General features: G+C 68.9%; 29 protein-coding genes. 14 read left to right on the forward strand and 15 right to left on the reverse strand.

What is annotated here, in order from left to right; translation table 11 throughout:
* Positions 1 to 54 precede the first annotated feature (54 nt).
* Positions 55 to 390: a YkgJ family cysteine cluster protein gene (locus tag CSC65_RS10685; protein WP_425501349.1), complete on the forward strand. Its 336-nt coding sequence runs from the start codon at positions 55 to 57 to the stop codon at positions 388 to 390.
* A gap of 17 nt (positions 391 to 407) precedes the next feature.
* On the forward strand, positions 408 to 611 hold the full coding sequence (locus CSC65_RS10690; protein WP_162410556.1) for a hypothetical protein: 204 nt from the start codon (positions 408 to 410) through the stop codon (positions 609 to 611).
* A 33-nt stretch (positions 612 to 644) separates the two neighbouring features.
* On the opposite strand, the gene CSC65_RS10695 is transcribed toward CSC65_RS10690, so the two are convergent.
* The 3 genes from CSC65_RS10695 to CSC65_RS10705 form a co-directional block, all read right to left on the reverse strand.
* A complete protein-coding gene (locus CSC65_RS10695; protein ID WP_162410557.1) occupies positions 645 to 2348 on the reverse strand; it encodes a hypothetical protein in 1704 nt (567 codons plus the stop codon).
* A gap of 24 nt (positions 2349 to 2372) precedes the next feature.
* Positions 2373 to 4112, reverse strand: a complete 1740-nt coding sequence (locus CSC65_RS10700) for a TIR domain-containing protein (RefSeq protein WP_162410558.1) — start codon at positions 4110 to 4112, stop codon at positions 2373 to 2375.
* Positions 4113 to 4428: 316 nt separating this feature from the next.
* Positions 4429 to 4911 carry a YciI family protein gene (locus CSC65_RS10705; protein WP_162410559.1) on the reverse strand — a complete coding sequence of 161 codons (483 nt, stop codon included), beginning with the start codon at positions 4909 to 4911 and terminating at the stop codon, positions 4429 to 4431.
* 199 nt (positions 4912 to 5110) lie between these two features.
* Between CSC65_RS10705 and CSC65_RS10710 the strand changes: the two genes are divergently transcribed.
* The gene (locus tag CSC65_RS10710) at positions 5111 to 6253 is read left to right on the forward strand and encodes a serine hydrolase domain-containing protein (protein ID WP_162410560.1); all 1143 of its coding nucleotides are present in this window, start codon (positions 5111 to 5113) and stop codon (positions 6251 to 6253) included.
* A gap of 40 nt (positions 6254 to 6293) precedes the next feature.
* On the opposite strand, the gene CSC65_RS10715 is transcribed toward CSC65_RS10710, so the two are convergent.
* The 5 genes from CSC65_RS10715 to CSC65_RS10735 all read right to left on the reverse strand — a co-directional run bounded on the left by CSC65_RS10715 (position 6294) and on the right by CSC65_RS10735 (position 10321).
* The gene (locus tag CSC65_RS10715; RefSeq protein ID WP_162410561.1) at positions 6294 to 6641 is read right to left on the reverse strand and encodes a response regulator; all 348 of its coding nucleotides are present in this window, start codon (positions 6639 to 6641) and stop codon (positions 6294 to 6296) included.
* Between the two features lie 4 nt (positions 6642 to 6645).
* Positions 6646 to 7767: a PAS domain-containing sensor histidine kinase gene (locus CSC65_RS10720; protein ID WP_162410562.1), complete on the reverse strand. Its 1122-nt coding sequence runs from the start codon at positions 7765 to 7767 to the stop codon at positions 6646 to 6648.
* 30 nt (positions 7768 to 7797) lie between these two features.
* On the reverse strand, positions 7798 to 8751 hold the full coding sequence (locus tag CSC65_RS10725; protein ID WP_425501347.1) for an acyltransferase: 954 nt from the start codon (positions 8749 to 8751) through the stop codon (positions 7798 to 7800).
* A gap of 271 nt (positions 8752 to 9022) precedes the next feature.
* Positions 9023 to 9514 (reverse strand): hypothetical protein, encoded by a 492-nt coding sequence (locus CSC65_RS10730; RefSeq protein ID WP_162410563.1) that lies wholly within the window; start codon positions 9512 to 9514, stop codon positions 9023 to 9025.
* Between the two features lie 132 nt (positions 9515 to 9646).
* Positions 9647 to 10321 carry a riboflavin biosynthesis protein RibA gene (locus tag CSC65_RS10735; RefSeq protein WP_162410564.1) on the reverse strand — a complete coding sequence of 225 codons (675 nt, stop codon included), beginning with the start codon at positions 10319 to 10321 and terminating at the stop codon, positions 9647 to 9649.
* A 136-nt stretch (positions 10322 to 10457) separates the two neighbouring features.
* Here CSC65_RS10735 and CSC65_RS10740 point away from each other — a divergent pair, with 136 nt between their 5' ends.
* The 6 genes from CSC65_RS10740 (at position 10458) to CSC65_RS10765 (ending at position 14906) form a co-directional block, all read left to right on the forward strand.
* Positions 10458 to 10658 carry a hypothetical protein gene (locus CSC65_RS10740; protein WP_162410565.1) on the forward strand — a complete coding sequence of 67 codons (201 nt, stop codon included), beginning with the start codon at positions 10458 to 10460 and terminating at the stop codon, positions 10656 to 10658.
* A gap of 299 nt (positions 10659 to 10957) precedes the next feature.
* The gene (locus tag CSC65_RS10745) at positions 10958 to 11464 is read left to right on the forward strand and encodes a YciE/YciF ferroxidase family protein (RefSeq protein ID WP_162410566.1); all 507 of its coding nucleotides are present in this window, start codon (positions 10958 to 10960) and stop codon (positions 11462 to 11464) included.
* Positions 11464 to 12627: a zinc-dependent alcohol dehydrogenase gene (locus CSC65_RS10750; RefSeq protein ID WP_162410567.1), complete on the forward strand. Its 1164-nt coding sequence runs from the start codon at positions 11464 to 11466 to the stop codon at positions 12625 to 12627. The genes CSC65_RS10745 and CSC65_RS10750 overlap by 1 nt, the downstream gene beginning before the upstream one ends.
* A gap of 117 nt (positions 12628 to 12744) precedes the next feature.
* Positions 12745 to 13833: an NAD(P)/FAD-dependent oxidoreductase gene (locus CSC65_RS10755; protein WP_162410568.1), complete on the forward strand. Its 1089-nt coding sequence runs from the start codon at positions 12745 to 12747 to the stop codon at positions 13831 to 13833.
* A gap of 78 nt (positions 13834 to 13911) precedes the next feature.
* Complete coding sequence (locus CSC65_RS10760; RefSeq protein WP_162410569.1) at positions 13912 to 14307, forward strand: DUF1398 domain-containing protein; 396 nt, start codon at positions 13912 to 13914, stop codon at positions 14305 to 14307.
* 140 nt (positions 14308 to 14447) lie between these two features.
* Positions 14448 to 14906, forward strand: a complete 459-nt coding sequence (locus tag CSC65_RS10765; RefSeq protein ID WP_162410570.1) for a hypothetical protein — start codon at positions 14448 to 14450, stop codon at positions 14904 to 14906.
* Between the two features lie 33 nt (positions 14907 to 14939).
* Here CSC65_RS10765 and CSC65_RS10770 read toward each other — a convergent pair whose 3' ends face one another.
* The gene (locus CSC65_RS10770; protein WP_162410571.1) at positions 14940 to 15503 is read right to left on the reverse strand and encodes a cysteine hydrolase family protein; all 564 of its coding nucleotides are present in this window, start codon (positions 15501 to 15503) and stop codon (positions 14940 to 14942) included.
* Between the two features lie 15 nt (positions 15504 to 15518).
* Positions 15519 to 16277 (reverse strand): alpha/beta hydrolase family protein, encoded by a 759-nt coding sequence (locus CSC65_RS10775; RefSeq protein WP_162410572.1) that lies wholly within the window; start codon positions 16275 to 16277, stop codon positions 15519 to 15521.
* Positions 16278 to 16462: 185 nt separating this feature from the next.
* On the opposite strand from CSC65_RS10775, the gene CSC65_RS10780 reads away from it, so the two are divergent.
* From CSC65_RS10780 to CSC65_RS10790, 3 genes are all read left to right on the forward strand, one after another.
* A complete protein-coding gene (locus CSC65_RS10780; protein ID WP_162410430.1) occupies positions 16463 to 16738 on the forward strand; it encodes a hypothetical protein in 276 nt (91 codons plus the stop codon).
* An 86-nt stretch (positions 16739 to 16824) separates the two neighbouring features.
* The gene (locus CSC65_RS10785; protein WP_162410573.1) at positions 16825 to 17838 is read left to right on the forward strand and encodes an ROK family protein; all 1014 of its coding nucleotides are present in this window, start codon (positions 16825 to 16827) and stop codon (positions 17836 to 17838) included.
* Positions 17839 to 18013: 175 nt separating this feature from the next.
* Positions 18014 to 18535 (forward strand): phage tail protein, encoded by a 522-nt coding sequence (locus CSC65_RS10790; RefSeq protein WP_162410574.1) that lies wholly within the window; start codon positions 18014 to 18016, stop codon positions 18533 to 18535.
* Between the two features lie 45 nt (positions 18536 to 18580).
* Here CSC65_RS10790 and CSC65_RS10795 read toward each other — a convergent pair whose 3' ends face one another.
* Complete coding sequence (locus CSC65_RS10795) at positions 18581 to 19627, reverse strand: S66 peptidase family protein (protein WP_162410575.1); 1047 nt, start codon at positions 19625 to 19627, stop codon at positions 18581 to 18583.
* A gap of 102 nt (positions 19628 to 19729) precedes the next feature.
* The gene (locus CSC65_RS10800) at positions 19730 to 20206 is read right to left on the reverse strand and encodes a hypothetical protein (RefSeq protein WP_162410576.1); all 477 of its coding nucleotides are present in this window, start codon (positions 20204 to 20206) and stop codon (positions 19730 to 19732) included.
* A gap of 259 nt (positions 20207 to 20465) precedes the next feature.
* Between CSC65_RS10800 and CSC65_RS10805 the strand changes: the two genes are divergently transcribed.
* Complete coding sequence (locus CSC65_RS10805; RefSeq protein ID WP_162410577.1) at positions 20466 to 20945, forward strand: VOC family protein; 480 nt, start codon at positions 20466 to 20468, stop codon at positions 20943 to 20945.
* A gap of 12 nt (positions 20946 to 20957) precedes the next feature.
* Here the strand turns inward: CSC65_RS10805 and CSC65_RS10810 are convergent, their stop codons facing one another.
* Positions 20958 to 21668 (reverse strand): sel1 repeat family protein, encoded by a 711-nt coding sequence (locus CSC65_RS10810; RefSeq protein WP_162410578.1) that lies wholly within the window; start codon positions 21666 to 21668, stop codon positions 20958 to 20960.
* A 193-nt stretch (positions 21669 to 21861) separates the two neighbouring features.
* Between CSC65_RS10810 and CSC65_RS10815 the strand changes: the two genes are divergently transcribed.
* Positions 21862 to 22284, forward strand: a complete 423-nt coding sequence (locus CSC65_RS10815; protein WP_162410579.1) for a GNAT family N-acetyltransferase — start codon at positions 21862 to 21864, stop codon at positions 22282 to 22284.
* A gap of 192 nt (positions 22285 to 22476) precedes the next feature.
* Here CSC65_RS10815 and CSC65_RS10820 read toward each other — a convergent pair whose 3' ends face one another.
* Both CSC65_RS10820 and CSC65_RS10825 read right to left on the reverse strand, forming a co-directional pair.
* Entirely contained in the window at positions 22477 to 23478 is a 1002-nt protein-coding gene (locus CSC65_RS10820) for a GGDEF domain-containing protein (RefSeq protein ID WP_162410580.1), read from the reverse strand.
* Positions 23479 to 23557: 79 nt separating this feature from the next.
* Positions 23558 to 24415: a hypothetical protein gene (locus CSC65_RS10825; protein WP_162410581.1), complete on the reverse strand. Its 858-nt coding sequence runs from the start codon at positions 24413 to 24415 to the stop codon at positions 23558 to 23560.
* Positions 24416 to 24539 lie beyond the last annotated feature (124 nt).

A 24539-nucleotide genomic window follows, 5' to 3' on the forward strand; every position in this document is an offset into this window, starting at 1 on the left:
CCCGCGCGCAATGCGTGCGGCTCCACCGGATTCCGCGTGCCAGGCCACGAAGCCATCACCGATACCCCCGGGCGCAAGCAATCGCGCCAGGCGGAGCCGTTGTGCAGCCGCTGCGATGCGGTGTGCTGCCGGCTGACCGTGGTGCTGATGCCGGAGGACGACCAGGTACCCCGCCACTTCGTCACGCGCAATGCCCAAGGCGTGGAAGTGCTGGCACACAACGAGGAAGGCTGGTGCGCGGCGATCGACCCGCTGCACATGCGTTGCTCGATCTATGACGAAAGGCCTTCCATCTGCCGCCGGTTCTCGATGGGCGGGCCCTACTGCCGGGATGTACGCGCCACGTACCGCGACCAGCGGCTGCGCGGCATCCCCTTGACCCTGTACTGACACGGAGAAGTTTCCAGATGGCGACGCGCAAGCCGATCAAGACCCCGACCGCGTACCGCAAGCCTGCCGGCGAAAGCTCGAAATCCGGCAACACGCTGACCAGCGAACGCATCTCCGACGACCTGGAAGCCTTCCGCAAGTCCGGAGGTCGCATCGAAGTGCTGGGCACGACCCGCGTGCTCACCCGCCTGGACGAGCCGGAAAAGAAGCCGGGCAAATAACCGGCCGGCGCGCGGCGGCGCGACGGCCAGGCGTCAGATGCGCGAGGTCGGCAGCGGCCGCTCGCGGTGCATGAGCGACCATTCGGCGTGTTCGGTCAGCGCGGCCTCGCCCAGCGCGACCAGGATGCGGCGCTTCTCCGCCAGGCCGGATGCGCCCTGCAGCAGCCGCTGCGCCGAACCGAATATCCGCTGCATGAACCGGTACTGGCGGACCATTTCCTTGTCGGCCTTCTTGTGCACGTAGGCCTCGTGCACGCCGGCGGCGATCGAGACGAAGCCCATCGCCGACACCAGCACGTGCTTGAGGTGCGCATCGAACTGGCGCGCGAACAGGGCGAGCACCACGCTCAGTCCCACGCCCAGCCCGATGCACGCCAGCCCCAGCGACTCGGCGCGATGGTGCAGGCGCCCGCGGCGAAGCGACGCCGACGAGTAGTACGCCAGTTGCCCGCCTGACGTGGGCGTGCCGATCCATTCGGCGATCACCGCATCCACTTCCGCGGCATCGGCCTGCACCGGCACGCGCATGCCGTCCAGGCTGGCGCCCCGCATCACGTTGCGGATCCAGCCCAGCTCCACGTCCTGCTTCTGCAGGAAGTTGTCGTGGGCCACGGCCGGCGTGCCGGGCTGCACGATGCCCGCGCGCCGCCAGTACGACTGCACTCGCAGGCCTTCGGCCAGGGTGCGGTAGTCCAGGTACTTGCGCTGCCATTGGCGACGGCTGGCCAGCGTCGCCACGCCCAGCCCGACCAGGAACAGCAGCAGGAAACCGTAGATCACCAGGTCATGGCTGGCGACGTGGGTGTAGGTGAAGAAGGTGAAACCCATCAGCGCCACCAGCACGTAGGTGATCCACAGCACCCGGGCCACGCGCCGCTGGTAGGTGCGTGCCAGCCAGTCCGCGGCGGCGAAGGTACGCCAGATCGGGCACGCCGAAGCCGCCGGGGAAGTCGGCGCCTGCCCGGCGATCTGGCGCGCATACTTGCGCGCGTCGATGTTGAACGCCTCCTGCCGGTGGAAGGTCCGCGCGAATGCGGGCGGCAGCGGGACTGCGACCTCGCGCCCCTCCTCCGCCACCAGCCAGCGTCCCCGCGTGTCGGCCAGGTCGGGATCGCCCTGGCGCGCCACCGGCAGGTGGTACACCACGTTCTCCTGGTCCGGGCCGAGCAATGTCGCCGCCGCGTGGCGCCGCTCGGCCTCCCCGTACAGCGAACCATGCAGGTGGTAGCGCACCACCTGCGCGGTGCCGCCCAGGCGCGTGGATTCCTCGCCGTCCCATAGCGCGAGCAGCACGTGGCAGTGGCTCGACACGAAGATCCCCGCCTGCGCGTACTGCCGGTCGCGTTCCGGCCCCGGCCCGGCCACCGACGCACGGGTCGTACCCGGCTCCAGCGGCAACTGCATCATTTCAACCCGACCCAGCAGGGCGTCGAACCGCTCCCTGCCCGGCGCGTCGAAATCCTCGCGGTACAGCTCCAGCGGCAGCGGCAGCGGCGCGATCACGCGCACGCCCAGTTCCAGCGCCACCTCGGCGACGAGCTGGTCGCTGCCCTCGGCCAGCGATGAAAGCAGCACCAACGGCAGGTTCGGGTGGCGCGACTGCACCTCCTGCAGTCCGGCGCGTACCCGCGCGTGCAACCCCGCAAGGTCGGCGTCGCGCAACTTGCGGTGGCCGGTAACTCCGACAACGAGGCTGTGGGTGAGCAACGGAGCCTCGTCTGTGTCGGTGTCCGTCATCGGCATCCCCATTCTTCCCGCGCCTCAGGCAGGCTGCACGTCGGCCTTCAGGGCCAGGCGATCCCTGGCGCCCGCGATCATCCCGTCGTACCGCGGATCGGAACGGATCGGATCGAGGTCGGAATCGGTTTCGATCCAGCTCAACATGCCCTGCGACGAGCGCGACACCACGTCTTCGAGGATGTCCAGGGCGCGACCGTACTCGCCCAGCAGCGACATCGCGCAGGCCAGGTTGTATTGCAGGTTCGCGTTCTCCGGATCGACCAGGTGCGCACGCGTGGCCCACTCCATCGCCCGGTCCTTCTGGCCCAGGGTCACCAGCATGGAGACGCCAAACCCGATCGCCCGCCCGTGCCCCGGGTCGTCCGCGACGATCTTCTCGATCCGCTTCATCGTCCGCTCGGCGGCCGCCTGCACCCGCGCCACGTCGCCCTTGGTCTCGCAGGCCTGGACGATGAAGCTGGCCGCGGTGAAGTCCGACTCCATCGCGTTGGCGGCGACCTCGAAGTAGCCGATGGCCCGGTCGTAAAGGCGCAGGCCCATGCAACTCAGGCCGGCCAGCCGGTTTGCAACATAGGACTCCGGCTCGAGCGCCACCGCCCGGTCCGCCGCTTCCAGTGCCTCGCCGAACTTGCCCACGCTGCGCAATGTCGCCGACCAGGCCGCGTGCGAATCGGCAAGGTGCGGACCCAGCTCCAGCGCCCGCTTGGCCGGATACTCCAGGTCTTCGTACGCCAGGTCGGCCTGCCAGAACAGGTTCCACTGCGCCAGCGCCATCGTCGCCCAGGCCTGCGCGTAGTTCGGATCCAGCTTGACCACGTGCTTGCAGATGCGGATGACGATTTCGTTGTTGCGCTCGTTGTCGCGCAGCCAGAACTGGCGCGCCATCAGGTACAGCTTGTAGGCCTCGGCATTGGTGGTGGCGCGCTGCTCGAGCGCCTGCTTTTCCTGCGGCAGCAGGGTCAACTTCAGCGCCGAGACAATGGCCTTCGAGATCTCGTCCTGCAGGGCGAAGATGTCGTTGAGGTCGCGGTCGTAGCGCTCGCCCCAGACCTGCGAATCCCTGGCCGCGTCGACCAGCTGCGCAGTGATCCGCACCCGGTCGCCCGCCTTGCGCACGCTGCCGGCCAGCACGTGCGTGGCCTTGGTCTGGCGGCCGATGTCGGCCACCCCGCCGGTCGCGCCCTTGAACGAGAACGCCAGGTTGCGCGACACGATCGACAGCGCCGAGACCTTGCCCAGGTCGGTGATGATGTCCTCGGTGATGCCGTCGGAGAAGTATTCCTGCTCGGGGTCGCCGCTCATGTTGGCGAACGGCAGCACGCAGATGCTGACCTGGCTGCTCTTGCGCGCGGGGACCGGAGCCGGCTTGGGCGCGCCGAGCTTGCCTTCCAGTGCCTTGCACAGGCTCACGAACGCCGCATGGCCGCGATCGCCGTTCCAGTCATCCAGGTCGGTCGCGTGCAGGGCTCTAAAATCGATCGGCAGCTTGGCGTGCTCGAAACGCACTGGCACCAGCACGCCGCGGTCGGCCGCATCGCGCGCCTCGCCGCGGACCCAGCGCGAATCGACCGACTGCGGCGTCCACACCACGATCAGCGAACGGGCACCCTCGAGTTCGCGCGAGATCAGGGAGTCGAATTCCTCGCCCGGATTGATCTCCGGATCCCACCATACCGACCAGCCCTGGGCCTCCAGCGCCGCGACGAGCGGCGCGACCCGGGCGCGATCCTGGCGGGAATAGGAAACGAAGATGTCGGCCAAGCATCGCCTCCAGTCGGAAGAAGCGTCGCACTTGCCACGCACTTGCCGTCCAACCCGTGCCGGGATGCCTGCCAGGTCGCCATGCCCCCGCGCGCAGCCGTAGCGGCCGCACGCCCGCGGACCGTCGATCCGCCGGACGATTAGGCTCTCCCCCGCCGTTCAGGTCAACCGGCGAGCCAGGCGCGGTCATGGACTCCGGCGTGGCCGATCGTGTTCGGATCCTGCGTGGCGATCTCGGCGGCGGCCTGGCTGCCGATCGCGCGAGCCGGCCGTGCGCTTCGCGACGTACCTCCGCTCGGCGGCTTCCTGCCAGGCGTCAGGGGGCGGACTTCCCGGCAGGCGGGACCAGCCGCTTGTGCAGGTCCGGCACCAGCATGTTCGCGGCACTGCCGTACCAGGCGTGGTACTCGGCGACCATGTCGCCATTGACGATGACCGGATCGGTCGCGGTGAGCGCCCGCGCGGCCTCGATGTCGTCGACCGCGAACACGAACAGTCCGCGCCAGCCCGCCGGATCCTCCATGAAGGGCCCGGCCAGGACCAGCTTCCCGTCGGTGGCCATGCGTTCCATGTTGGCGAAATGGCCGGCGAACATCGCGTCCCGTGCCTCGCCGTCGGGCATCCGCTGTGGCCCGGTCTTCAGGACCACCAGTACGTACGGACGCATGCCCCGTTCGTCGGCACCGGTCTGCCGAGCAAGCCCCGCATCGAACGCGGGCGTGGCGCCCGTTGGAGGTTCATCGGCGTGGGCAGCGAATGCGAGCACGGTGCCGAACAGGCAGCAGAGGATGCGGCTCATGGCCTGACTCCACGGGTGGGCTACGGTGACACCGGAATGGTCCGGCGAGCATAGACCTCGTACGGGAACCTCGCACCTCGCGCCCCGGGCGTCCGCCGTTGCACGGTTGTCGGCGTGACCTGCGACGCGCTGGAAGAGAAGATCGACGCGCGCGCCGTCATCAGGTGCAATGGGCGCTCCACTGGCCAGGCCCATCCCGATGCCGCGCATCCTCCGCCCCACCCTCGCCGTCCTCGCCGTCCTGCTGATCGCATGCGCGCCGGTATTGGCCGCCGACTACGTGCCCACCCGCGAGGAATGGGCGCGGCAGGCGCCGGCCGCCGCCGGCTTCGATCCCGACCGGCTGGCCGCGGCCGTGGCCTGGGCGCAGGCCCATGGCGAACAACAGCCGGCCGACCTGCGCGACACGCTGATGGCCTCGTTCGGCACCCGGGAGCCGGGCTATCGCATCCTCGGCCCGGTCGCCTCGCGCGGCACCGCCAACGGCATGATCCTGCGTGGCGGCCGCATCGTTGCCGAGTGGGGCGACACCCGCCGCCCGGAAATGACCTTCAGCGTGGCCAAGAGCATGCTCTCCAACGTCGCAGGCCTGCTGCACGACGATGGCCTGCTTCCCTACACCGCACGCCCCGTCGCCCGCGACGTTCCCGGCCCGTGGTTCGAAGGCGCGCACAACGGCCCGATCACCTGGGCGCACCTGCTGCAGCAGACCTCGGACTGGAGCGGCACGCTGTGGGAGGTGCACGACTGGGCCGACCGGCCCGAAGGCGACGACCCCTCGCAGCGCCCGCTGCATGTGCCCGGCACCCGCTACAAGTACAACGACGTGCGGGTGAACCTGCTCGCGCTGTCGCTGATGGAAGTCGCGCGCGAACCGCTGCCGCAGTTGCTGCGACGCCGGCTGATGGATCCGATCGGCGCCTCCTCCACCTGGCGCTGGCACGGTTACGACAATTCGTGGATCACCCTGGACGGGCTGCGCATGCAGGCGGTTTCCGGTGGCGGACACTTCGGCGGCGGCATGTTCATCAGTACCGCCGACCTGGCGCGTTTCGGCCTGCTGATGGAGCGCGACGGCCAATGGCAGGGCCGCCGGCTGCTGTCGAGCGGATGGATCGCGCAGGCCGTCGCACCCTCGCCGGTCAAGCCGGACTACGGTTACCTGTGGTGGCTCAACACCGGGCGCCAGGCCATTCCCGCCGCGCCCGAAAGCGCGTTCTGGGCAGCCGGCTTCGGCGGCAACCACGTATACGTCGACCGCGAGCACGACCTGGTGATCGTAGTCCGCTGGACCCCGGACCTGGCCGGCGTGGTCACCCGGGTACTGGCCGCTTTGGAGTGATCGTCGGCGGGAGGCAGCCCGCCGTGCCGGGGGCGAACGCTCAGTTCCCGCCCAGCGCGGCAAGCAGGTCGCGCACGTGGTACGGCTTCTCGAGGAACTGCGCATTCGCCGGCAAGGTCGGCAACTGCGCCAGCGCATAACCGGAGATCAGCACCGTGCGACAGGAAGGGCGCGCCTGCAACGCGGCCTCGGCCACGTCCACGCCGGTCACCCCACCCGGCATGCTGATATCGCTGACGACGTAGTCGAACCCTTCGTTCGCGGCGAGCAGCTCGCGCGCGGAGTGGCCGTTGCTGGCCTGGGTGACCTCGAAACCGGCCTCCTCCAGGGCGATGGTGGTCACCATCTGCAACAGCTCGTCGTCTTCCACGTACAGCAGTCTGGGCACGTTGTTACTCCACGACCGGAACGGCGATGGTGACACGGGTCCCGGCACCCGGCTCGCTGTGGATGGAAGCGAAGCCACCGGACTGGCTCGCGAAACCGAAGACCTGGCTCAGGCCCAGGCCGCTGCCCCGCCCCACGTCCTTGGTGGTGAAGAACGGCTCCATCGCGCGCAGGCGCACCTCCTCGCCCATGCCCGGGCCGTCGTCGGTGACCGTGATGTAGAGGTAGCGCCGCCCGGGCTGGAGATCGGGATGGACGCCATCGGCCGGTTGCACGACGCGGGTGGCGATGACGATGCTTCCCTGCGCGGTCATCGCATCGCGCGCGTTGGCCACCAGGTTCATCAGCGCCGCCTCGAACCGGGCGCCGTCCACGTAGGCGACGGGGTCACCGTCGACCAGGTCCAGCGTGCAGGTGGCGATCGCACCGGCGGCGCGCCGGTACACCTCGATCGATGCACGGATGAGCTCGTTGACGTCCAGGTTCGCCGGCGACAGGTTCTGCCCGCGCGCGAACGCGAGCATCTGCCGGGACAGCATGCTGCCGCGATGCGCCGCCTTCTGGGCGGCATCCACCAGCTGCTGGCGGCGCTCCTCGGAGGAGGTCCTGGCGATCAGGTCCAGGCTGGCCGTGACCACCGCCAGCACGTTGTTGAAGTCGTGGGCGATACCCAGGGTCAGCTGGCCGATCGCATGGATCTTCTGCGACTGGGCCAGCGTCCGCTCGGCTTCCTGCAGGCGGGTCTGCGCCTTGAACCGCTCGGTGACATCCTTGGTCACCTTGACGAAACCCATCAGCTCGCCGTCCTGCCAGATCGGATCGATCACGATGTTGGCCCGGAACTGCGAGCCGTCCTTCCTGACCCGCCACCCCTCCGCTTCGAAACGGCCCTCGCTCCTGGCCGTGGCCAGCCCGCGCTGGGGTTCGCCCCGTCTCACGTCGTCCTCCGTGTAGAACTGCGAGAAGTGGTGGCCGATCACTTCGGCGTCGGTATATCCCTTGATCCGCTGGCCACCCGGATTCCAGCTCAGGATGTGGCCCTCCGGATCAAGCATGTAGATGGCGTAGTCGGTGAGGCTCTGGACCAGCAGCGCTTCGGCGTTGAACGGGAACGAGGAGGCGGCCATGGATGCGCGTACTGTGCTGTGCTGGGCAATCTAGGCGTCGGTTCGTGACGGAGGCGTGGAACGGGACGGCTGCGCTGCTGCGCCCGAACCATCCGTCCCCGGATCCAGCATCCGCTCCAGGTCGCGGTCCTTCTCCTCCCACAGTCCGTTCATCCATTTCTGGAAGCGGGCCCTGAAGGCGCGATCCTCCTGGTAGTTGCCGGCGGCCAGTTCGGCCGGGATCGGGCGCTGTCGCACCAGCACGCGCACGTTCGGCACGCGATTGGCCATCAGGTCGATCATCGAAGGGCGACCGCCCGGATAGGCGATGGTGACGTCCAGGATCGCGTGCAGGCCGTCGCCCATCGCATCGAGCACGAAACCCACACCCCCGGACTTGGGCTTGAGCAGGTGCCGGAAGGGCGAGGCCTGGCCGTCATGCTTCTGCGGGGTGAAGCGGGTGCCCTCCACGAAGTTCATCACCGACACCGGGATGTCGCGGAACTTGTCGCAGGCCCGCCGGGTCGCCTCCATGTCGCGGCGACCCAGCTCGGGATTCTTCGCGATCTGCTTGCGCGTGAACCGCCCCATGAACGGGAAATCCAGCGCCCACCAGGCCAGTCCCAGCACCGGCACCCAGAACAGCTGGCGCTTGAGGAAGAAGCGCAGGAACGGCGCGCGCCGGTTGAACACCTTCTGCAGGACGAGGATGTCGACCCAGCTCTGGTGGTTGGCCAGGACCAGGTAGTGGCCGTCGCGCTCAAGCGTGCCGTGCTGTTCGACCTCGAAGCGCGTGCCGGTGAATGCCGCCATCATCGCGCTGTTGACCGCGATCCAGCTCTCGGCCAGCCCGGTCAGCACCGAATTGCACGCCCGCCGCAACGGCGCGAACGGCAGCAGCGCCTTGAGCACGCCGACCGCAAGCAGGGGCAGCGCATGGACCAGCGTATTGAGCACCACCAGCGCCATGATCAGCGCCAGACGCAACCACAGGATGGGGGACACGGTCGGACCTGCAGACGAGGGCCGGCAAGCCTAGCAAATTCGTCATCGATCGCACGACGCGGCGCCCGGCACCGATGCCGCGGACGCGCGCGCCGCAAGGCGCCACCGCCCGGCGTGGAAGCTCGCGAGCCCGCGCCGCGGAAGAAAAAGCGGCCGCATCCTGGTGGAAGCGGCCGCCCACGCGCACCGGTAGGGTTTCCCCATGGCGGGGACCGGTGCGCCCGGCGCCAAGGGGAAGGACGCCGGTTGCCACAACGTCGCGACGACCGCCTCAATGCACCAGCGGAATCGCCTGGGCCAAGCGGGCCTGGCCTGCCAGGCCCAGGCGGCGGCTGACATGGATCACGCGCGCGGCCTTGCCCGGCGGGATCACCTTTGCGAACTCGACCAGGTACTTCTCGCGCAGGTCATGGATCTTCTGGTCGCGGTCCAGCAGCGATCGCACGTATTCCATCGATTCTTCGTCGTTCAAATCCGCATACTCGCTCGCATACTCGCGTATCGCCCCGACCTGGCCATCGATGATGGCCGCCTTCTCGGTCTGGAACTTCTTGAACACGGGCCAGAAACGCGTCGCCTCGTCGGCGGTCAGCGAGATCGACTTTGACACCACCTCGGTCTCGATCACCTGTATCTCGTCGCGGAACTCCGCCAGCAACTGCTGGGTCGTCTTCTGGCCAGCTTGACCAGCCGCAGCGGGCTCGGCCGCCGATACCGGCAGAACCGACAGTAACCCGATTGCCAGTACCACGGACTTGAACATCGTACCTGCGCTCCCCTTGGCTGACCGACGTCGGATACAACGGACTGGGCGCAGCCTAGCGGGTCGCAAACGCAGGTGATGTAGGCCTCTGGGCCAATGCCGCCGTGGCTGCGCGGCAGTACAGGGCGACGGTCACAGCGTGCGGATGGTGTCGCCGCCGTGGGCCGCCAGCATTTCCTGGGCGCGATCGCGCTGGGCGTCGTCGAAGGCGTGCACGACGACCGCGCAGCGACCCTCCTTCAGCGCGGTCCGGACCTTGGCGACGTAGGGGCTGTGATCGGGCCGCAGCGACACCAGGCCGCCGGCCATGAGTCCGAACACGCCGCCGTAGCCGACGATCAGGGCGGCGGCCAGGCCGGGGGACAGCACCACCGCCTCGAGTCCGGACATGTACAGCACGGCGAAGAGTGTCGCGCCCATCGCCAAACCGATAAGCCCCAGCTTGTAGTGCGCGACGAGGATGGTGCGGAAGATGCCGCGGCCTTCCGGTTCCATCTTGCGACCGGGCCGGGTGTCGAGCGGGGTGATGACCTGCACCTGCCCCTGCTGCGCGCCGAGCATGTGCTGGACCTGGCGCGCGATCGCGCGCGCCTCCGCTTCGCTGTCGAACACTGCCGCGACCTTGCTGTCGGACATCTCGCCGGTGACGGAGGAAAGGAGGTTCATGGCGTGCCTGCCGTTGATTTGGGAACGCATGCAGGCTCCCACCCGAGCGATCAGTGGAACGTGAGGCCCGGACGCGAAAATCGGGCGAATGTTCAGGCAGTCCGCAAGGAGGTTGGTGATGCAGGCCAGCCTGTGCAGCACCAGGCATTTGATGAACGATTTGGCCAGCGACAGATGTAAAGCAGGCCTTCACCGAAAACACGCCGCATGGGTAATGCGGCCTTGTGCATCCTGCAATCGAACCATGGCACCCGGCCATGGCAGCAGGAGCGCCGAGATGGCCAATCAGAACCAGAACCAGCCGAACCAGAAGCAACAGGGCCAGCAGGGCCAGCAGGGCCAGCAGGGTCAGCAGAACCCGCGCGACGACGAGCAGGGCAAGCAGGACCAGAACCGCCAGCAGCAACAGCAGGACCAGGACCAGCAGCGCAATCGCGACAAGGACCAGAACAGGAACGACCAGGGCCAGCAGCGCTGATCCCATAGACGAGCCGCAGTCATCGCGGAGAGGGCCTCTACGGAGGCCCTCTTGGTTTGACGGGTTTGCGAGGCGAACGCCATGAAGCATGAGCAATCCCCTCCCGCGCATCCCCCGCTTCCGCGGCGCGGAGAGCAGACGGGCAAAAGCGCGAGGGCGACCAACGCAACGATCCCGCCGTGCAGCCCGGCGCCCGGGAAGGCCAGCCTGGAATCCGCGAGCGTCGCGACCGGCAAGCCGAGCGCAGGCCGCGCCCACCCCACCCCACCCCATGAACCACGACATCGGAACAAATCCACATGACCATCAAGACCATCGAAGAATTGTTCGTCCATGAGTTGTCCGACATCTACAGCGCCGAGAAGCAGTTGACCAAGGCGCTGCCCAGGCTGGCGCGCGCAGCCGACAACCCCGCGCTCGCCGACGGCTTCACCACCCATCTCGCCGAGACCGAGGGACAGATCGAACGCATCGACCGCATCGTCGAGGTCTTGGACATCCGCCTGAAGCGGATCAAGTGCGCCGCCATGGAGGGCCTGGTAGAGGAAGGCAAGGAGATCATCGACTCCATCGATGCCGGACCGTTGCGCGATGCGGCCCTCATCGGCGGCGCCCAGAAGGTGGAGCACTACGAGATCGCCGCCTACGGCACCCTCGCCGCGCTGGCCAAGCAGCTGGGCTACAAGCAGGCCCTGCCGCTGATCCTGGAGACGCTGGAAGAGGAAAAGGCCACCGACGCGAAACTGACCCTGCTCGCCGAGCAGGGTGGCAACCAGCGCGCCGCGCGCGAATCCAGGGCTGCGTGATGAAGGCCCTCACCTACCAGGGGGCGCGCGACGTGCGGGTCGAGACCGTGCCGGATCCGGCGCTGGTCGCACCGGACGACATCATCCTGCGGGTCACCGCCACCGCGATCTGTGGCTCGGACCTGCACATCTACCGCGGCAAGATCCCGGGGATGGAGGATGGCGACATCCTCGGCCACGAATTCATGGGCGTGGTCGAGGAGGCCGGGCGCGAGGTCACCCGGGTCAAGGTCGGCGACCGGGTGGTGATTCCGTTCGTGATCGCTTGCGGGCAGTGCTTCCACTGCCTGCTCGACGAGTTCTCCGCGTGCGAGACCACCAACCCCGGCAGGGGCGCGGCGATGAACGCCAAGAAGATCAAGCCGCCGGCTGCGCTGTTCGGCTACAGCCACATGTATGGCGGCGTGCCGGGCGGCCAAGCCGAGCTGGTGAGGGTTCCCAAGGCCAACGTCGGCCCGCTGCCGGTGCCCGACGTCCTGAGCGACGAACAGGTGCTGTTCCTCTCCGACATCCTGCCTACCGGCTACCAGGCCGTGCTCAATGCCAAGCTCGGACCCGGCTCGACCCTGGCGATCTTCGGCGCCGGGCCGGTCGGCTACATGGCGGCCGCCTGCGCGCGGATGGTCGGGGTCGAGACCATGTTCATGGTCGACCACAACGAGTACCGGCTGGAGTTCGCGCGCCGGACCTACGGGATCATTCCGATCAACTTCGACGAGCAGGACGACCCGGCCGCCGTGATCGTGGAAGCCACCGCCGGGCGCGGCGTGGATGCCACCATCGAGGCGGTGGGCTTCGAGGCCAAGGGCAGCACCACCGAAACGGTGCTCACCACCTTGAAGCTGGAAGGCTCCAGCGGCCACGCCTTGCGCCAGTGCATCGCCGCCACGCGGCGTGGCGGCGTCGTCAGCGTTCCGGGGGTGTATGCGGGATTCATCCACGGCTTCCTGTTCGGCGATGCCTTCGACAAGGGCTTGACCTTCAAGATGGGCCAGACCCACGTCCAGGGACTCATGCCCGAGTTGCTCGAGGCGATCGGCGAAGGCCGGCTCGCGCCCGAGGCGATCATCTCCCACCGCATGAAACTGGCCGACGCCGCCCGCGGCTACGAGATTTTCAACGCCCGCGAGGACGACTGCCGCAAGGTGGTGCTGACGCCCTGACCGACCACGCGGCCGCCGCCAGGCCGCGTGCGCCCACCGCCACTTCACGCCCGCTTCTTCCACGCCCCGCACGCCGCCTCCAGTCTTCCGCCATCCCAAGATGACGGTGGCGCCGCAATGCCCGCTTCAACCCCCGACCTGATCGTGGTCGGCGCCAGCTTCGCCGGTGCCGCCTGCGCGATCGCCGCCGCCCAGCGCGGACTGCACGTGTGCGTGCTTGAGCGCAAGCATGACCCCGGCGAGAAACTGCACACCACCGGGATCATCGTGAAGGAGGCGGCCGAACAGACCCTGCTCGGCCGCGTGCCAGCCACGATGGTACGGCGCGTCGAACAGGTACGCCTGTACGCACCCAGCCTGAAGCAGGTCGCGCTGGCGGCGCCGGGCTGCTACTTCCTCACCACCGACACGCCGGCGGTGATGCGCTGGCTTGCCACGCAGATGCGGACCAATGGGGTCGACCTTCGCCTGGGAAGTGCGTTCACCTCCTGCGAACGCAGCACCGAGGGCTGGCGCGTGGATGGCGTCGGCCACGCCCGCTACCTGGTCGGGGCCGATGGTGCGCGCTCGCGCGTGGCGCGGCACTGCGGCCTGGGTGGTGTGCGCCAGTTCCTCTACGGAATCGAGTACGAATTCCCGGGTGCCCGGCTCGCCCATCCCGACGCCCTGCACTGCTTCATCAGCCGCCGCCATGCGCCGGGCTATATCGGCTGGATCGCGCAGAACCCGACCGGGATCCAGGCCGGGCTGGCGCTGCGCCACGACCCGGCGCGCGCGCGCGTTCCCGACATCGACGACTTCCTGCTACGCGTGGGCCAGGCTGGCGGGTTGCCGCGCCTGCTGCGGCCCGGCACCACCCGCGCCGGGCTGATCCCGTGCAGCGGCCCGGTGTTCGACCTGGCCCGCGACCGCGCCATCCTGGTCGGCGATGCTGCCGGCGTGGTCTCGCCGGTCACCGCTGGCGGCATCCATTCGGCCTGGGAGCACGGCTGGACGGTCGGGCGGGCCATCGCCGCCCGGCTGCGCGATGGAGGCCCGGAACCGGAACAGGTGGCGATCGATGCCGCCCCGCGCTTCCGCTTCAAGCGTGCCCTGCGCTGGGCCTACGACCGGATGCCGTTCGACTGGCCGTTCGACCTGCTGCTGCAGACCCCGCCGCTGCGCTGGGCGGCCGAACAGGTGTACTTCCACAAGCGCGGCAGCTGATCGGTTCGCCCTCGCCGCGCCATCACGCCCGGGGAGTAGAGTCCACGCGGTCCACCGCGACAGTTCCGAAGGAGTCCAATGTCCCACGCCACGCACGAGCTGATCCGCGAAGCGGCCGCCGGCTCGGCTGAAGGACGGCTGCATTTCGGCCAGGTGATCGGACTGATGGTCGTGGCGGGCGTGGACAGCTACGCCGTGGACTACCGCAGCGCCCGCGCCACCTACTACCCGCGTGACGGGGCCCCGCTGGACCTGCCCCTGGAGACGCCGGACATGCCCATCCCGGAGGGATTCAACACCGTCGCGCTGAAGACGGCCATCGCCGGCTCCCAGCGCGGCGTGGTGACGTATCCACAATTCAAGCGGCTGTCGATGGCCGCCGGCTGCGTCGGCTACACGGTGTGGATCGCGGGCCGGCACGTCACCTACTACGGCCGACGCGGCGAAACCCACGTGGAGCAGTTCCCGGACTGAGCACGATGCGGGGCGCGGGCCGCATCCATGCCGCCAATCGGGCTTCGCGTGTGCGAATCCGACAACTGCGGCCCGATTCTGGATGCCGCCTTCACCGGCGTGATGCCAGCGTACGCATCCACCTCCCACATCGACCTGCAATGGACGCAGCGCCGCGCACCACCCTCGACCTCCGCCTCGCCGATGCCTGTCGCGGCGAGCACTACGGCCTGTCCGTCCTCCAAGCCATCGCCAACAACGCGGCCTTGCCGTGGGACGTGCGCGAGCGCGCCGACCTGCACCATGTCGAAACCGAAGCCCAACTGGGCCGACTCGCCCGCGCACTGGAAACCCTGGACCCGGCATTGCGCGCGCGCCTGGCCGGTTCGATCGAGCCTTCGGCGAGGCTGATGGCCATTCCGGACTGGATCCGGCTGGAACGGCGCGAGATCGCTGCGTACATGGACCTGATGCCGTACGCGCGGCATGCCCACCTGGAAGGACTCGCCCGCGACTGCGCCTCGGCCCTGGACCTGCAGCGGTCGGTGCTGCACTGGCTGGAATCGCTGGACGCATCGGCGCCAGGTACTGCACCGTCGGCGCTGCGCACGCCGGCATAGGCAACGCGCATCGGAGCTGCTGCCGGTTCCCGGCTACACCGGAAACAGCCCATCCATTCGTGCACTCGAACGCACGTCGCCCAGCAACGCCGTCCTGACGATGGCCAGGGCGCCCTCCTTGCGCGCCGGCGTCTGCGCGGCGACGCAGTCGCGGGGCACCCACAAGCGGTACTCGCGCATGTTGGCGTCCTGCGCGGTCACCAGCACGCACGAATCCGCCGCCAGTCCGGTAACCACCAGCCGGCGCACGCCGAGCTTGGCCAGCAGTACCGGCAACGCGGTCGCCAGGAACGCGGAATGCTTGGGTTTGAGGATGTAGTAGTGGTGCGGCGCCGGGCGCAACCGGCCGACGATCGTCGCCGGCACGCCACCGGCGGCGATGCAGCGCCCGATCAGGTCGCTGAACTCGCCCTGCCAGTGGGTGAAGTTGTCGTTGACGTAGACGACGGGGGCACCGGCTGCATCGAAGCGCGCCCTCAGTGCGGACAGTGCCGGCACGATCGAAAGCGCATCGCGGGCCAACCGCCCGCCGCCTTCGAAATCGAACAGGTTCACCATGTCCAGGATCAGCAGCGCGGTGTCCTTGGCCGATGCCATCGGTGGTTCCGCCCCCTACTCCGCGTCCGGCTCGAGCACCGGCAGCAGTCCGCGCCGGCGCCGTGCGGCCAGCGCACTGCCCAGCCAGGCCCCCAGCAGGGACCGGTACTCCGAACGGCTGCGTCCGCCGCTCAGGCCGTGGTCGGCATTGCGGATCTTGCGCACGGTCAGCGCCTGCGCGCGCGGGAATGCGACCTGGAAGCTCCCGGACACGCCCTCCGGCAGCAGCTCGTCGTGGCCGGACCAGACCAGCAGCACCTCGCCTTCGAACGCCGCACACGCTGCCAGCGCCTGGTCCGTATCGCGATCGCGCCTGGAATGCCGGTACGCCGCCAGCCCAGCGTCGTCCAGCGACTCCTTGGAACGGTCCCACCACTGGTCCGGATACAGCGCCGGCACCCGCAAAGCGAGCCAGCGTACCGGCCGCTGCGTGGTCAGCAATGCGGCCGGCCAGCCGCCGAAGCTGCTGCCGACGACCGCGATCGCATCGCCGTCCACGTTCTGCATCGCGGCAAGTGAATCGCAGGCATCGACCGCATCGGCCAGGCTGCCGCGCAAGGTCACCTGCGCGCGTTGGTCCGCCGTGGCGCGGTGCCCGTGCAGGTCGTAGTCCAGGCATGCGAAACCGGCCGCCGCCGCTGCCATCATCGGCCCGGCCATGTCCTGGCGGCTACCGGTCCAACCATGGATGAACAGCGCGCCCGGGACGCGCGCCTGCTGCACGCGCGTGCCCTGCAGGCCGGATCCTGCGATCGCGACCCTTTCGACCTGCATGCCAGCAACATCCTTCATGACAGGAAAGTCCGCGGGGAAGACCCGATGTTCTTCGCATGCGCCCCGCCACGAAGGCGTGAAGCCGGCGGCGTGGCTGGTCCGCCATTTACTCCACGCTCGCACGGCTTTGATCGTGTGCTGACGCCGCTGCGCGCACTGTTGCAGCACTCCTTGAGAGAACGACCATGAAGCCAGAACGAAAGGACGCGCCAGCTTCGCAGGCACCGCCACCCCAGGTTAGCCATAAGGCTGGCGACAAGGCTGGCGATGCCGCCGCGCCGACGCACGGAAGCGTGGACGCCGACACCGCGCAGAACCGCGGCTACAACCAGCGCGGCTACGGCAAGGGCGGCAAGCTGGGGCGCGGCGAACCCGACGGCACGCCGGAACGCGACGGCAGCACGCAGCCGGACTTCGGCCAGGCCGACGCCTTGGGCGACGGTCCGGACACCACGCGTTGACGCGCGCGGTTGCACGCGACATGCCCACGCATCCGACACCCGCGCGCGCGAAGTCCTCCCGCCCTACTGCAAAGGACGAGCGTGGAATGCATGGTGCCTCGCGACTTCCAGGCCTGCGCATCGACCACTACAACCTGCTCGTACCCGATCCGGACGGGGAAGGCTTCCTGGGCGACCGCGCGAGCCAGACCGCGTTCCGCGAACTGCTTGAGACCGCGCGCCAGCATCACCGCACCGGCAAGGATCCGTTCGGCAAGACCCCGTCGACCGAGCTTGGAAAGAAGGAGATCGACCTGGTCCTGGTCGGCGGCGATCCCGATGCCGCGCATCTCGTGCACCTGGCCGTGGAGGAGTACGCACGCCGGCTCGTGCACGTGGTGCAGGTCTTCCTCGCCCAGCCGCAATGGAAGGGCGTGGAGAAGATCGTGCTCGGCGGCGGCTTCCCCGACCACGAGGCCGGCGGACTGGCGACGCGCCGCGCGGTCTGCCTGCTGGAGCATGCGGATGTGGACGTGTCCCTGCACCCGCTGCGACACGACGCCGACGAGGGCGGCCTGCTGGGCTGGGTGCCACTGTTGCCGCGCACGCACCGCGACCGCGCCGCGTTCCTCGCGGTGGACGTGGGCGGGACCAACATCCGCTGTGGCATCGTCGAACACCGCCTTGGCAAGCACCCGGATGGCGGCAAGGCGCGCGTGCTGGAAGTACTCAAGTGGCGCCACGCCGACGATGCGCCGTCACGCAACGAAGCGGTCATCCGCCTCGCGGCCATGCTCAACGGCCTGACCGCGCAGGCGCGCACGCGCGGGATCGACCTCGCCCCGTTCGTCGGCGTGGCCTGCCCGGGCCAAGTGGAAGCCGACGGAACCCTGTCGCACGGCGCGCAGAACCTCCCGGGCGACTGGGAGCAGCCGTTCAAGCTGCCCGAGGCGCTCGCCGCACACCTCGATCCGATCGACGGGAACCCGCCGCAGGTCGTCCTGCACAACGATGCCGTGGTCCAGGGCCTGAGCGAGCACCGGCGCATGCGCAAGACCAGGCGGTGGGCGGTGCTGACCATCGGCACCGGGCTGGGCAATGCGAGCTACAGCAATCGCTGAGCGCGGGTGACGTTTGCGGCCGGGACAAAGGGGCCTGCAGGATCGCCGCGGAGTCCGGCTTGCTCGCGCACGCTGGCATCGTCCAGCGGGTCCACGCGCGCATCTGTCCTGCCGCCGCAGAGACTTGCGTAGTACTCAGGCATTGCCGCATCCGCCATCGTCCCCGGAGCACGACATGCCCGAGTTCAACGTCAACGTCCATCGGCACGATCCGTACAAGACCTACAAGTTCCGCCTGATCTGGGACGGTCGCGTGGTCGCCGGCATCTCCAAGGTCAGCGCCTTGCGGCGAACCACCGACGTCGTCACCCACCGCAGCGGCAACGACCCGTCGTCCACGCGCAAGTCGCCGGGCGCCATCCAGTTCGAGCCGATCACCATCGAGCGTGGCGTGACCCATGACCTGGAATTCGAACGCTGGGCCAACCGGGTCTGGAACCTGCAGGCTGCAAGGGGCGCCGAAGTCGCGCTCAAGGACTTCCGCAAGGACGTGCGGCTGGAGCTGTGCAACGAAGCCGGCCAGCTGGTGCTGGCCTACAACATCTATCGCTGCTGGCCCTCGGAAATCGAAGTGCTGCCGGAACTGGACGCCAACCACGGCGTCACCGCGATCCAGCGCCTGGTGCTGCAGAACGAAGGCTGGGAGCGCGACACCGAAGTGGCCGAGCCGGCCGAGCCGGGCGACAACGCCGCCTGACCTGGCCGCACGGAGGATCGCGCGACCGCACCCTGGCGCGGTCGCTCAGCCCTGGAACACCGGCTCCAGCATCCGGAACGTCCCGGCGTCGGCATCCATCTCCACCTGGCCACCCACCGGGACGATGAACTGCTGGCGGATGTGGCCGATCATCGCGCCGCGGTACGCCGGGACCTTCAGCGGCTTGAAATGGTCGTCGAAGATCTGCGGCAACGTCAGCGAACCGAAGCCGCCGCCGGGATCGCACTCGGTGCATTCGCCGAAGATCACCCCGGCGACCTGGTCCAGCGCGCCCATCAGCTTGAGCGTGCTGAGCATGCGGTCGACCCGGTACGGCGCTTCGGAGACGTCCTCCAGGAACAGGATCTTCCCGCGGAAATCCGGCAGGTAGCGCGACCCGGCCAGCGCGACCAGCACGCTGAGGTTGCCGCCGACCAGCTCGCCACGCGCAGTGCCGCCGGTGATGGTGACGGTGCGGTTCCTGCGCTGGACCAGCTCGTCGCCGGGGTCGGACACGTTGCGGTACTGCATCGGTTCGCGCGCGAAGAACACACGCCGGAACTGGTCGGCATTGAAGGCGTTCCAGCTGCCCGAACCGATCGGCCCGTGGAAGCTGACCAGGCCGGCCTGCGACAGCAGCGCGTTGTGCAACGCGGTGATGTCCGAGTAGCCCAGCAGCACCTTGGGATTGCGCCGGATCGCCTCGTAGTCGAGCAAAGGCAGCAGGCGCGCCGCGCCGGAGCCACCGCGCACGCAGACGATCGCCCGCACCTCGCGGTCGGCGAACATGGCATTGAGATCACCGGCACGCTCGGCATCGCTGCCGGCCAGGTGGCCACGGCGCGAGGCCAGGTGCGGCGCAAGCCTGACCTTCAACCCCAGCGCCTGCATCGCCTCCTGCGCCAGTTGCAGGTCCAGCGGGTCGTCGGTCGCCGCCGACGGACTGACCAGGCCGACCGTATCGCCCGGATTGAGCGGCAGCGGCAGGACGCGCCGACGCGGCGCGGCGAGTGCAGCGCCGCCATGGGCCAGCGGCAGCACGAGCGCCGCTGCCGCCAGCGTCGCGCTGCCGAGGAAATGTCGTCGATGCATGCCGTCGTTCCATGGAGGCCAGGTTCCGAGGCAGGGTAACAACGTCACCTTCGGGCAACAATCGATGCCGGCGCTGCATGCGTCGCGGCGCGCAGCGACGCCCTACGCGTCAAGCCCTTCGCGCACCTTGACGATGAAGGTCATCGCCGTGCCGCTGCGCAGCGCGCCCTTCTGCACGCGGACGAAGAACGGGATGGTGCCGTTGCCGACCAGCGACCAGGGTTTGCGCACCAGCTGGTAGGTGCCCTCGAGGCCGGCGACGCCTTCGACTTCGACCACGAAGAATCCGTCGAGCGAATCGAACAGATGGCCCATCTGCCAGAGCTTGAAGTTGGCGACCTTCAGTCCGGCCACCGGCACGCCGTCGGTATCGGTGACATGCACGACGATGATCAGGCGGCCGTCATCCTTGAGCGTGGCGCCCTGCGCGGTCACCCGCAAGGGTCCGGTCGCCACGGTCGGGCGGTAGGTGGGAGCGACGGTGATATCGCGGGCGCGGCCGGGCGTGCCGCCGCCCCCGGCCTTCCTGGCCACTGTCTTCGTCGCCTTCTTTGTCGCCTTCTTCTCCGTCGTCGCCATGGCCGAACCTCGCTGGGGATGTATTGCCTTCCAACGCAGTGCGGCCGCGGCCGGGGACAGGCCCGCGACATCGCGGGCGGACAGGCTTGCGCGGAGCTGCGCCAACCCCTTCACCGTGCCCGCGGCGACCTTCTCTCCCGCTTGATCCCGCTTCCGCTCTACTCCCGGCCTCAGCTGCTACCCCGCGAACCGCCGTGTCGATTTCCAACCCAGGCATCCGTCGGACCCATACAACCGGCAATACCTCAAGGAACCCCCGATGACCCCGAAGAACACGATCTGCCTGTGGTACGACGGCGCGGCGCTCGAGGCTGCGACTTTCTATGCCAGGACTTTCCCCGACAGCGCGGTCGGCGCGGTGTTCCACGCCCCCAGCGATTTCCCCTCCGGCAAGCAGGGCGACGTGCTGACGGTGCTGTTCACCGTGCTGGGCATCCCCTGCATCGGCCTCAATGGCGGGCCGGCCTTCAAGCACAGCGAGGCGTTCTCGTTCCAGGTCGCCACCGACGACCAGGCCGAGACCGACCGCCTGTGGAACGCGATCGTCGACAACGGCGGCCAGGAAAGCGCCTGCGGCTGGTGCAAGGACAAGTGGGGCCTGAACTGGCAGATCACACCGCGCGTGCTGACCGACGCCATCGCCCACCCGGACCCGGCCGTGGCCCGGCGCGCGTTCGAAGCGATGATGACGATGCGCAAGATCGACATCGCCACGATCGAGGCGGTACTGCGCGGGTAAGCCCGTCCCGGATTACTGCCTGCCCGGGATCGTGGTCGGCTCGCCGACGTCCACGTTCTCCCTGGGCGGGTCCTTCCACACCTGATCGGTCCATTCCTGGTACCGCTGCGGATTCCAGAACTTCTCCGCGTAGAAGTCGTGGCCACGGATCTTGGTCCACAGGCCACCCACGCCCGGAACGTACACATCCCCACCGCGGCTGACCCGGCCGGCGATCATGTAGCGCCGCGCCTTGCGCAGGTGCTTGCTCATCGTCACCTGCGTCACTTCCTGCGAGTAGAGCGGCAGCAGCGGCTGGCCGACCTCGATCGCGCGCTCCCGCTCCTGCGGCGTGAGCTGGCCCCAGTAGTGTTCGCGCAGCGCCACGAACTGCCGGTAACCGCGTTCGGCGGCCAGGTCCGCCCAGGCATAGCCGAGCGGACGATCCACCGTTTGCCCCTGCCCCTTCCACGCCATCTCCGCGAGCATCGCCTGCGACATCTTGTCGCCGAAGCGGGCCGCCTTCGTGAAGTGGCCGATCGCCGTCGCGTAGTCGCCGGCCTCGAACGCCAGCCAGCCCTCGCGCCGGTACTTCAGGTCCGGGTGGGCATCGAGGAAGGCGATGGTGCTCATCACCTGCTGGTCGTCCCGGTCGATCGACGCGTCGTCGCTGCCGGCATGCGCCACGCCGCTCGCCACGCCGCACAGCAGGCCTGCGTACACCACCCATCCGTGAATCCGCATGCCGCCTCCGTTGCATGGCCGATGTCGCAGGCCTGTCCCTGCGTCGACCGCACCGCAGGTCGACGCCGTCTGCCGGCCCCGATCCTAGCCGATCATCCCGAACGCCGCGCCAGCGCGGCATACGTCCATGGCCGCATGGTGCGACCCAGGCGATGCGCCTAGCCTGCGACCGATACCCCCCGGGAGCCGGCACATGATCAGCGAGGCACGCACGGACGAAGACATCCTGGCGACGCGCGCCGTGATGCTGCAACTGCGCACGGCCCTGGCGCCCGGCGACTACCTGCCGACCGTGCGAAGCATGATGCGCGAAGGCTACCGCCTGGCCGCGCTGCGCGATGACGCCGGCGAGGTCGTCGCAGTCGCCGGGTTCCGCAGCTTCCGGATGCTCTACGCCGGCGGCCACATCCTCTACGTCGACGACCTCAGCACCGATGGCCGCCGCCGCTCGAAAGGCCACGGCCGCGCCCTGCTCGACTGGCTCAAGGCCGAGGCCCGTCGCCTGGGTTGCACCCAGTTGCACCTGGATTCGGGCGTGCAGCGCGAACAGGCGCACCGTTTCTACTTCCGCGAGGGCATGGGCGTGAACTGCCTGCACTTCCGCATCGAGCTGTAGCGGCAGCGACGCACATCGGGCGCATGCGCGCCCTCGCCGCCAAGGTCGTCAGCGGCACGGCCTCGTCAGACCGGTTTTCCGCGCGTGTACCCGTGCAGTACCCGCGCCCGAACAAGGATCGGCGCACCCGCTGCACGCCTGGCCGTCCGCTTCGGGTATCCCCGAGAGACAGCACGCGTGACGGTGCCCCGGTCAGGCCTGGGGCCGGTCCGTTGCCGTGCCTTGCAGCGTCTCGATCCGGTTGCGGCCGGCGCGCTTGGCCGCGTAGAGGCAACCATCCACGGCCTCCAGGAAATCGCGCGCCGTCGCGCCTGCGTCCACGTGTGCGACGGTGCCCAGGCCCAGGCTGGCGGTGACGAACGCACCGGCGCCCTGCCCGCCATGGGCGATCCGCAGCGCGGCGATCCGCGCCACGCACTCCTGGGCCAGCAAAGCCGCTGCGGCCGCGCCCGTTTCCGGCAACAGCAGGATGAATTCCTCGCCACCGAAACGGGCCACGATGTCGCGGGGGCGTCGCGCGATCGCCCGCAGCGCGCCGGCGATCTTCTGCAGGCACTCGTCGCCGGCGAGGTGGCCGTGGGCATCGTTGAACTGCTTGAAGTGGTCCAGGTCGAGCACGACCAGCGACAGCGGCTGGGTACTGCGCCGCGCCGCGTTCCATTCGATCTCCAGGCACTGGTCGAAGCTGCGGCGGTTGGAGATTCCGGTCAGGCTGTCGGTCAGCGAAAGCTGCTCCAGATCCCGATGCAGCCGCAGCAGCTCTTCCTCGTCGTGCTTGCGCTGGCTGATGTCGAACATGAAGCCGACCAGCGAATCCACCTCGCCGGCCGCATCGCGGACCACGTGGACCACGTCGCGGATCCAGACGTAGCCGCCGTCGCGGGTCAGCGCCCGGTAGTCGGCCTCGTGGTCCACGCCGGCCCGGGACTGGGACACGCAAAAGTCCACCACCGTGCCGCGATCGTCCGGATGCATCCGCGCCACCCAGTCGTCCACCGTCTGCCAGCTGTCCTGCTCCCAGCCCAGCAGCGTCTCGATCTGCGGGCCGATGTAGGCGAAACGCATGCTCGCCCAGTCGATCTTCCACGGGATCGCCCGGGTCGACTCCAGCAGGGTCTTGTATACGTCGGGGCTCTCGGGGAGGACGTGCGGCGGCTCGGGGCGGGCCGTGGCCGGCAAGGGACGGGTGCTCATGCGGGCATGGTACGGAAAGCGCGGCGATGGCGGGAACGGAGCATCCGGGCACCCGCGGCGCGCCTGGATACCGCGGCGCTCACCGGTACGGCCCCGGCCCCCGCCAGACCAGTTCGCCGCGCTTGTACACGTACATCACCGTGATCACCTGGCGCGCATCGCCGACTCCGTCCATTTCCGGATCGCCCGGGTCGAGCAGGCGGCATTTGCTGGAGCCGCGCCGCAGCGCGACCTCGGCCGGGCAGACCATCAGGTAGCGGGTTCCCGGCAGCGGGATCGACACCTCCTTCATGCCGGCCTCGATCCAGCCGCGCAGGCGCTCCTCGCCGAGCAGGTCGTAGATGATCTGGAAGCCGCCCACGTCCATGCTCGGCTCGCCGGCGGCCATGTCGCGCTGGTTGCCGTCGCGCTCCACCGGGCCACGCCCGCGCCCGTCGTCGTTGGCGACGTCCTCCTCGAGCATGCCCGGTGGCCGACCCGTCCAGGTCTCCGGCCGGCGCTGCGCCGGAGCCGGCGAACTGGCCGCGGGCGCCTGGGCCTGGCTGTCGCTGGGCGACTCCTGGCGTTCGCGCGTTTCGGGCTCCGGCTCCGGTTCGCTCGGCGGCTGGATGAAGGTGGCCTCCAGCACCGGCTTGCCCGGGTCGGCGCGCTCGCGCACCACCGGCTTGGCCTGGGGCTTGGCGGTCTGGGTCGGCGTCGGTCGCGGGCTGACCGGCGCGTCCTGTTCGGCCTGCGCCGGCTCGCCGACGAAATTGACCTTCATCCGCCCGCTGCTGGACGCGCCCTGCGGGGTGGTCACGATGGGTTTTGACGACCACAGCAGGATCAGCAGGAACAGCACGTGCAGCAACACGCTGAGGATCGCGGCGATCCACGGTTGCTGGCGCGTGATCCGGGGCTCGGCTCCGGGTGCCGGTTGCTTCGTGGTGTCGCTCATGCCGCCAGGGGGTCGTGGGGATTGCGGGCCCGCATGCGGAGGATCACGGCAGGAAGTCGCGACGTGCAATCAAGGGGGTGCGGCATCGTACCGCGTCGGGTCGGCCGATGACGTGCGACCGCGG

The sequence above is a fragment of the Pseudoxanthomonas daejeonensis genome (assembly GCF_010093205.1).
In the GTDB taxonomy this organism is placed as follows: Bacteria; Pseudomonadota; Gammaproteobacteria; order Xanthomonadales; family Xanthomonadaceae; genus Pseudoxanthomonas; species Pseudoxanthomonas daejeonensis.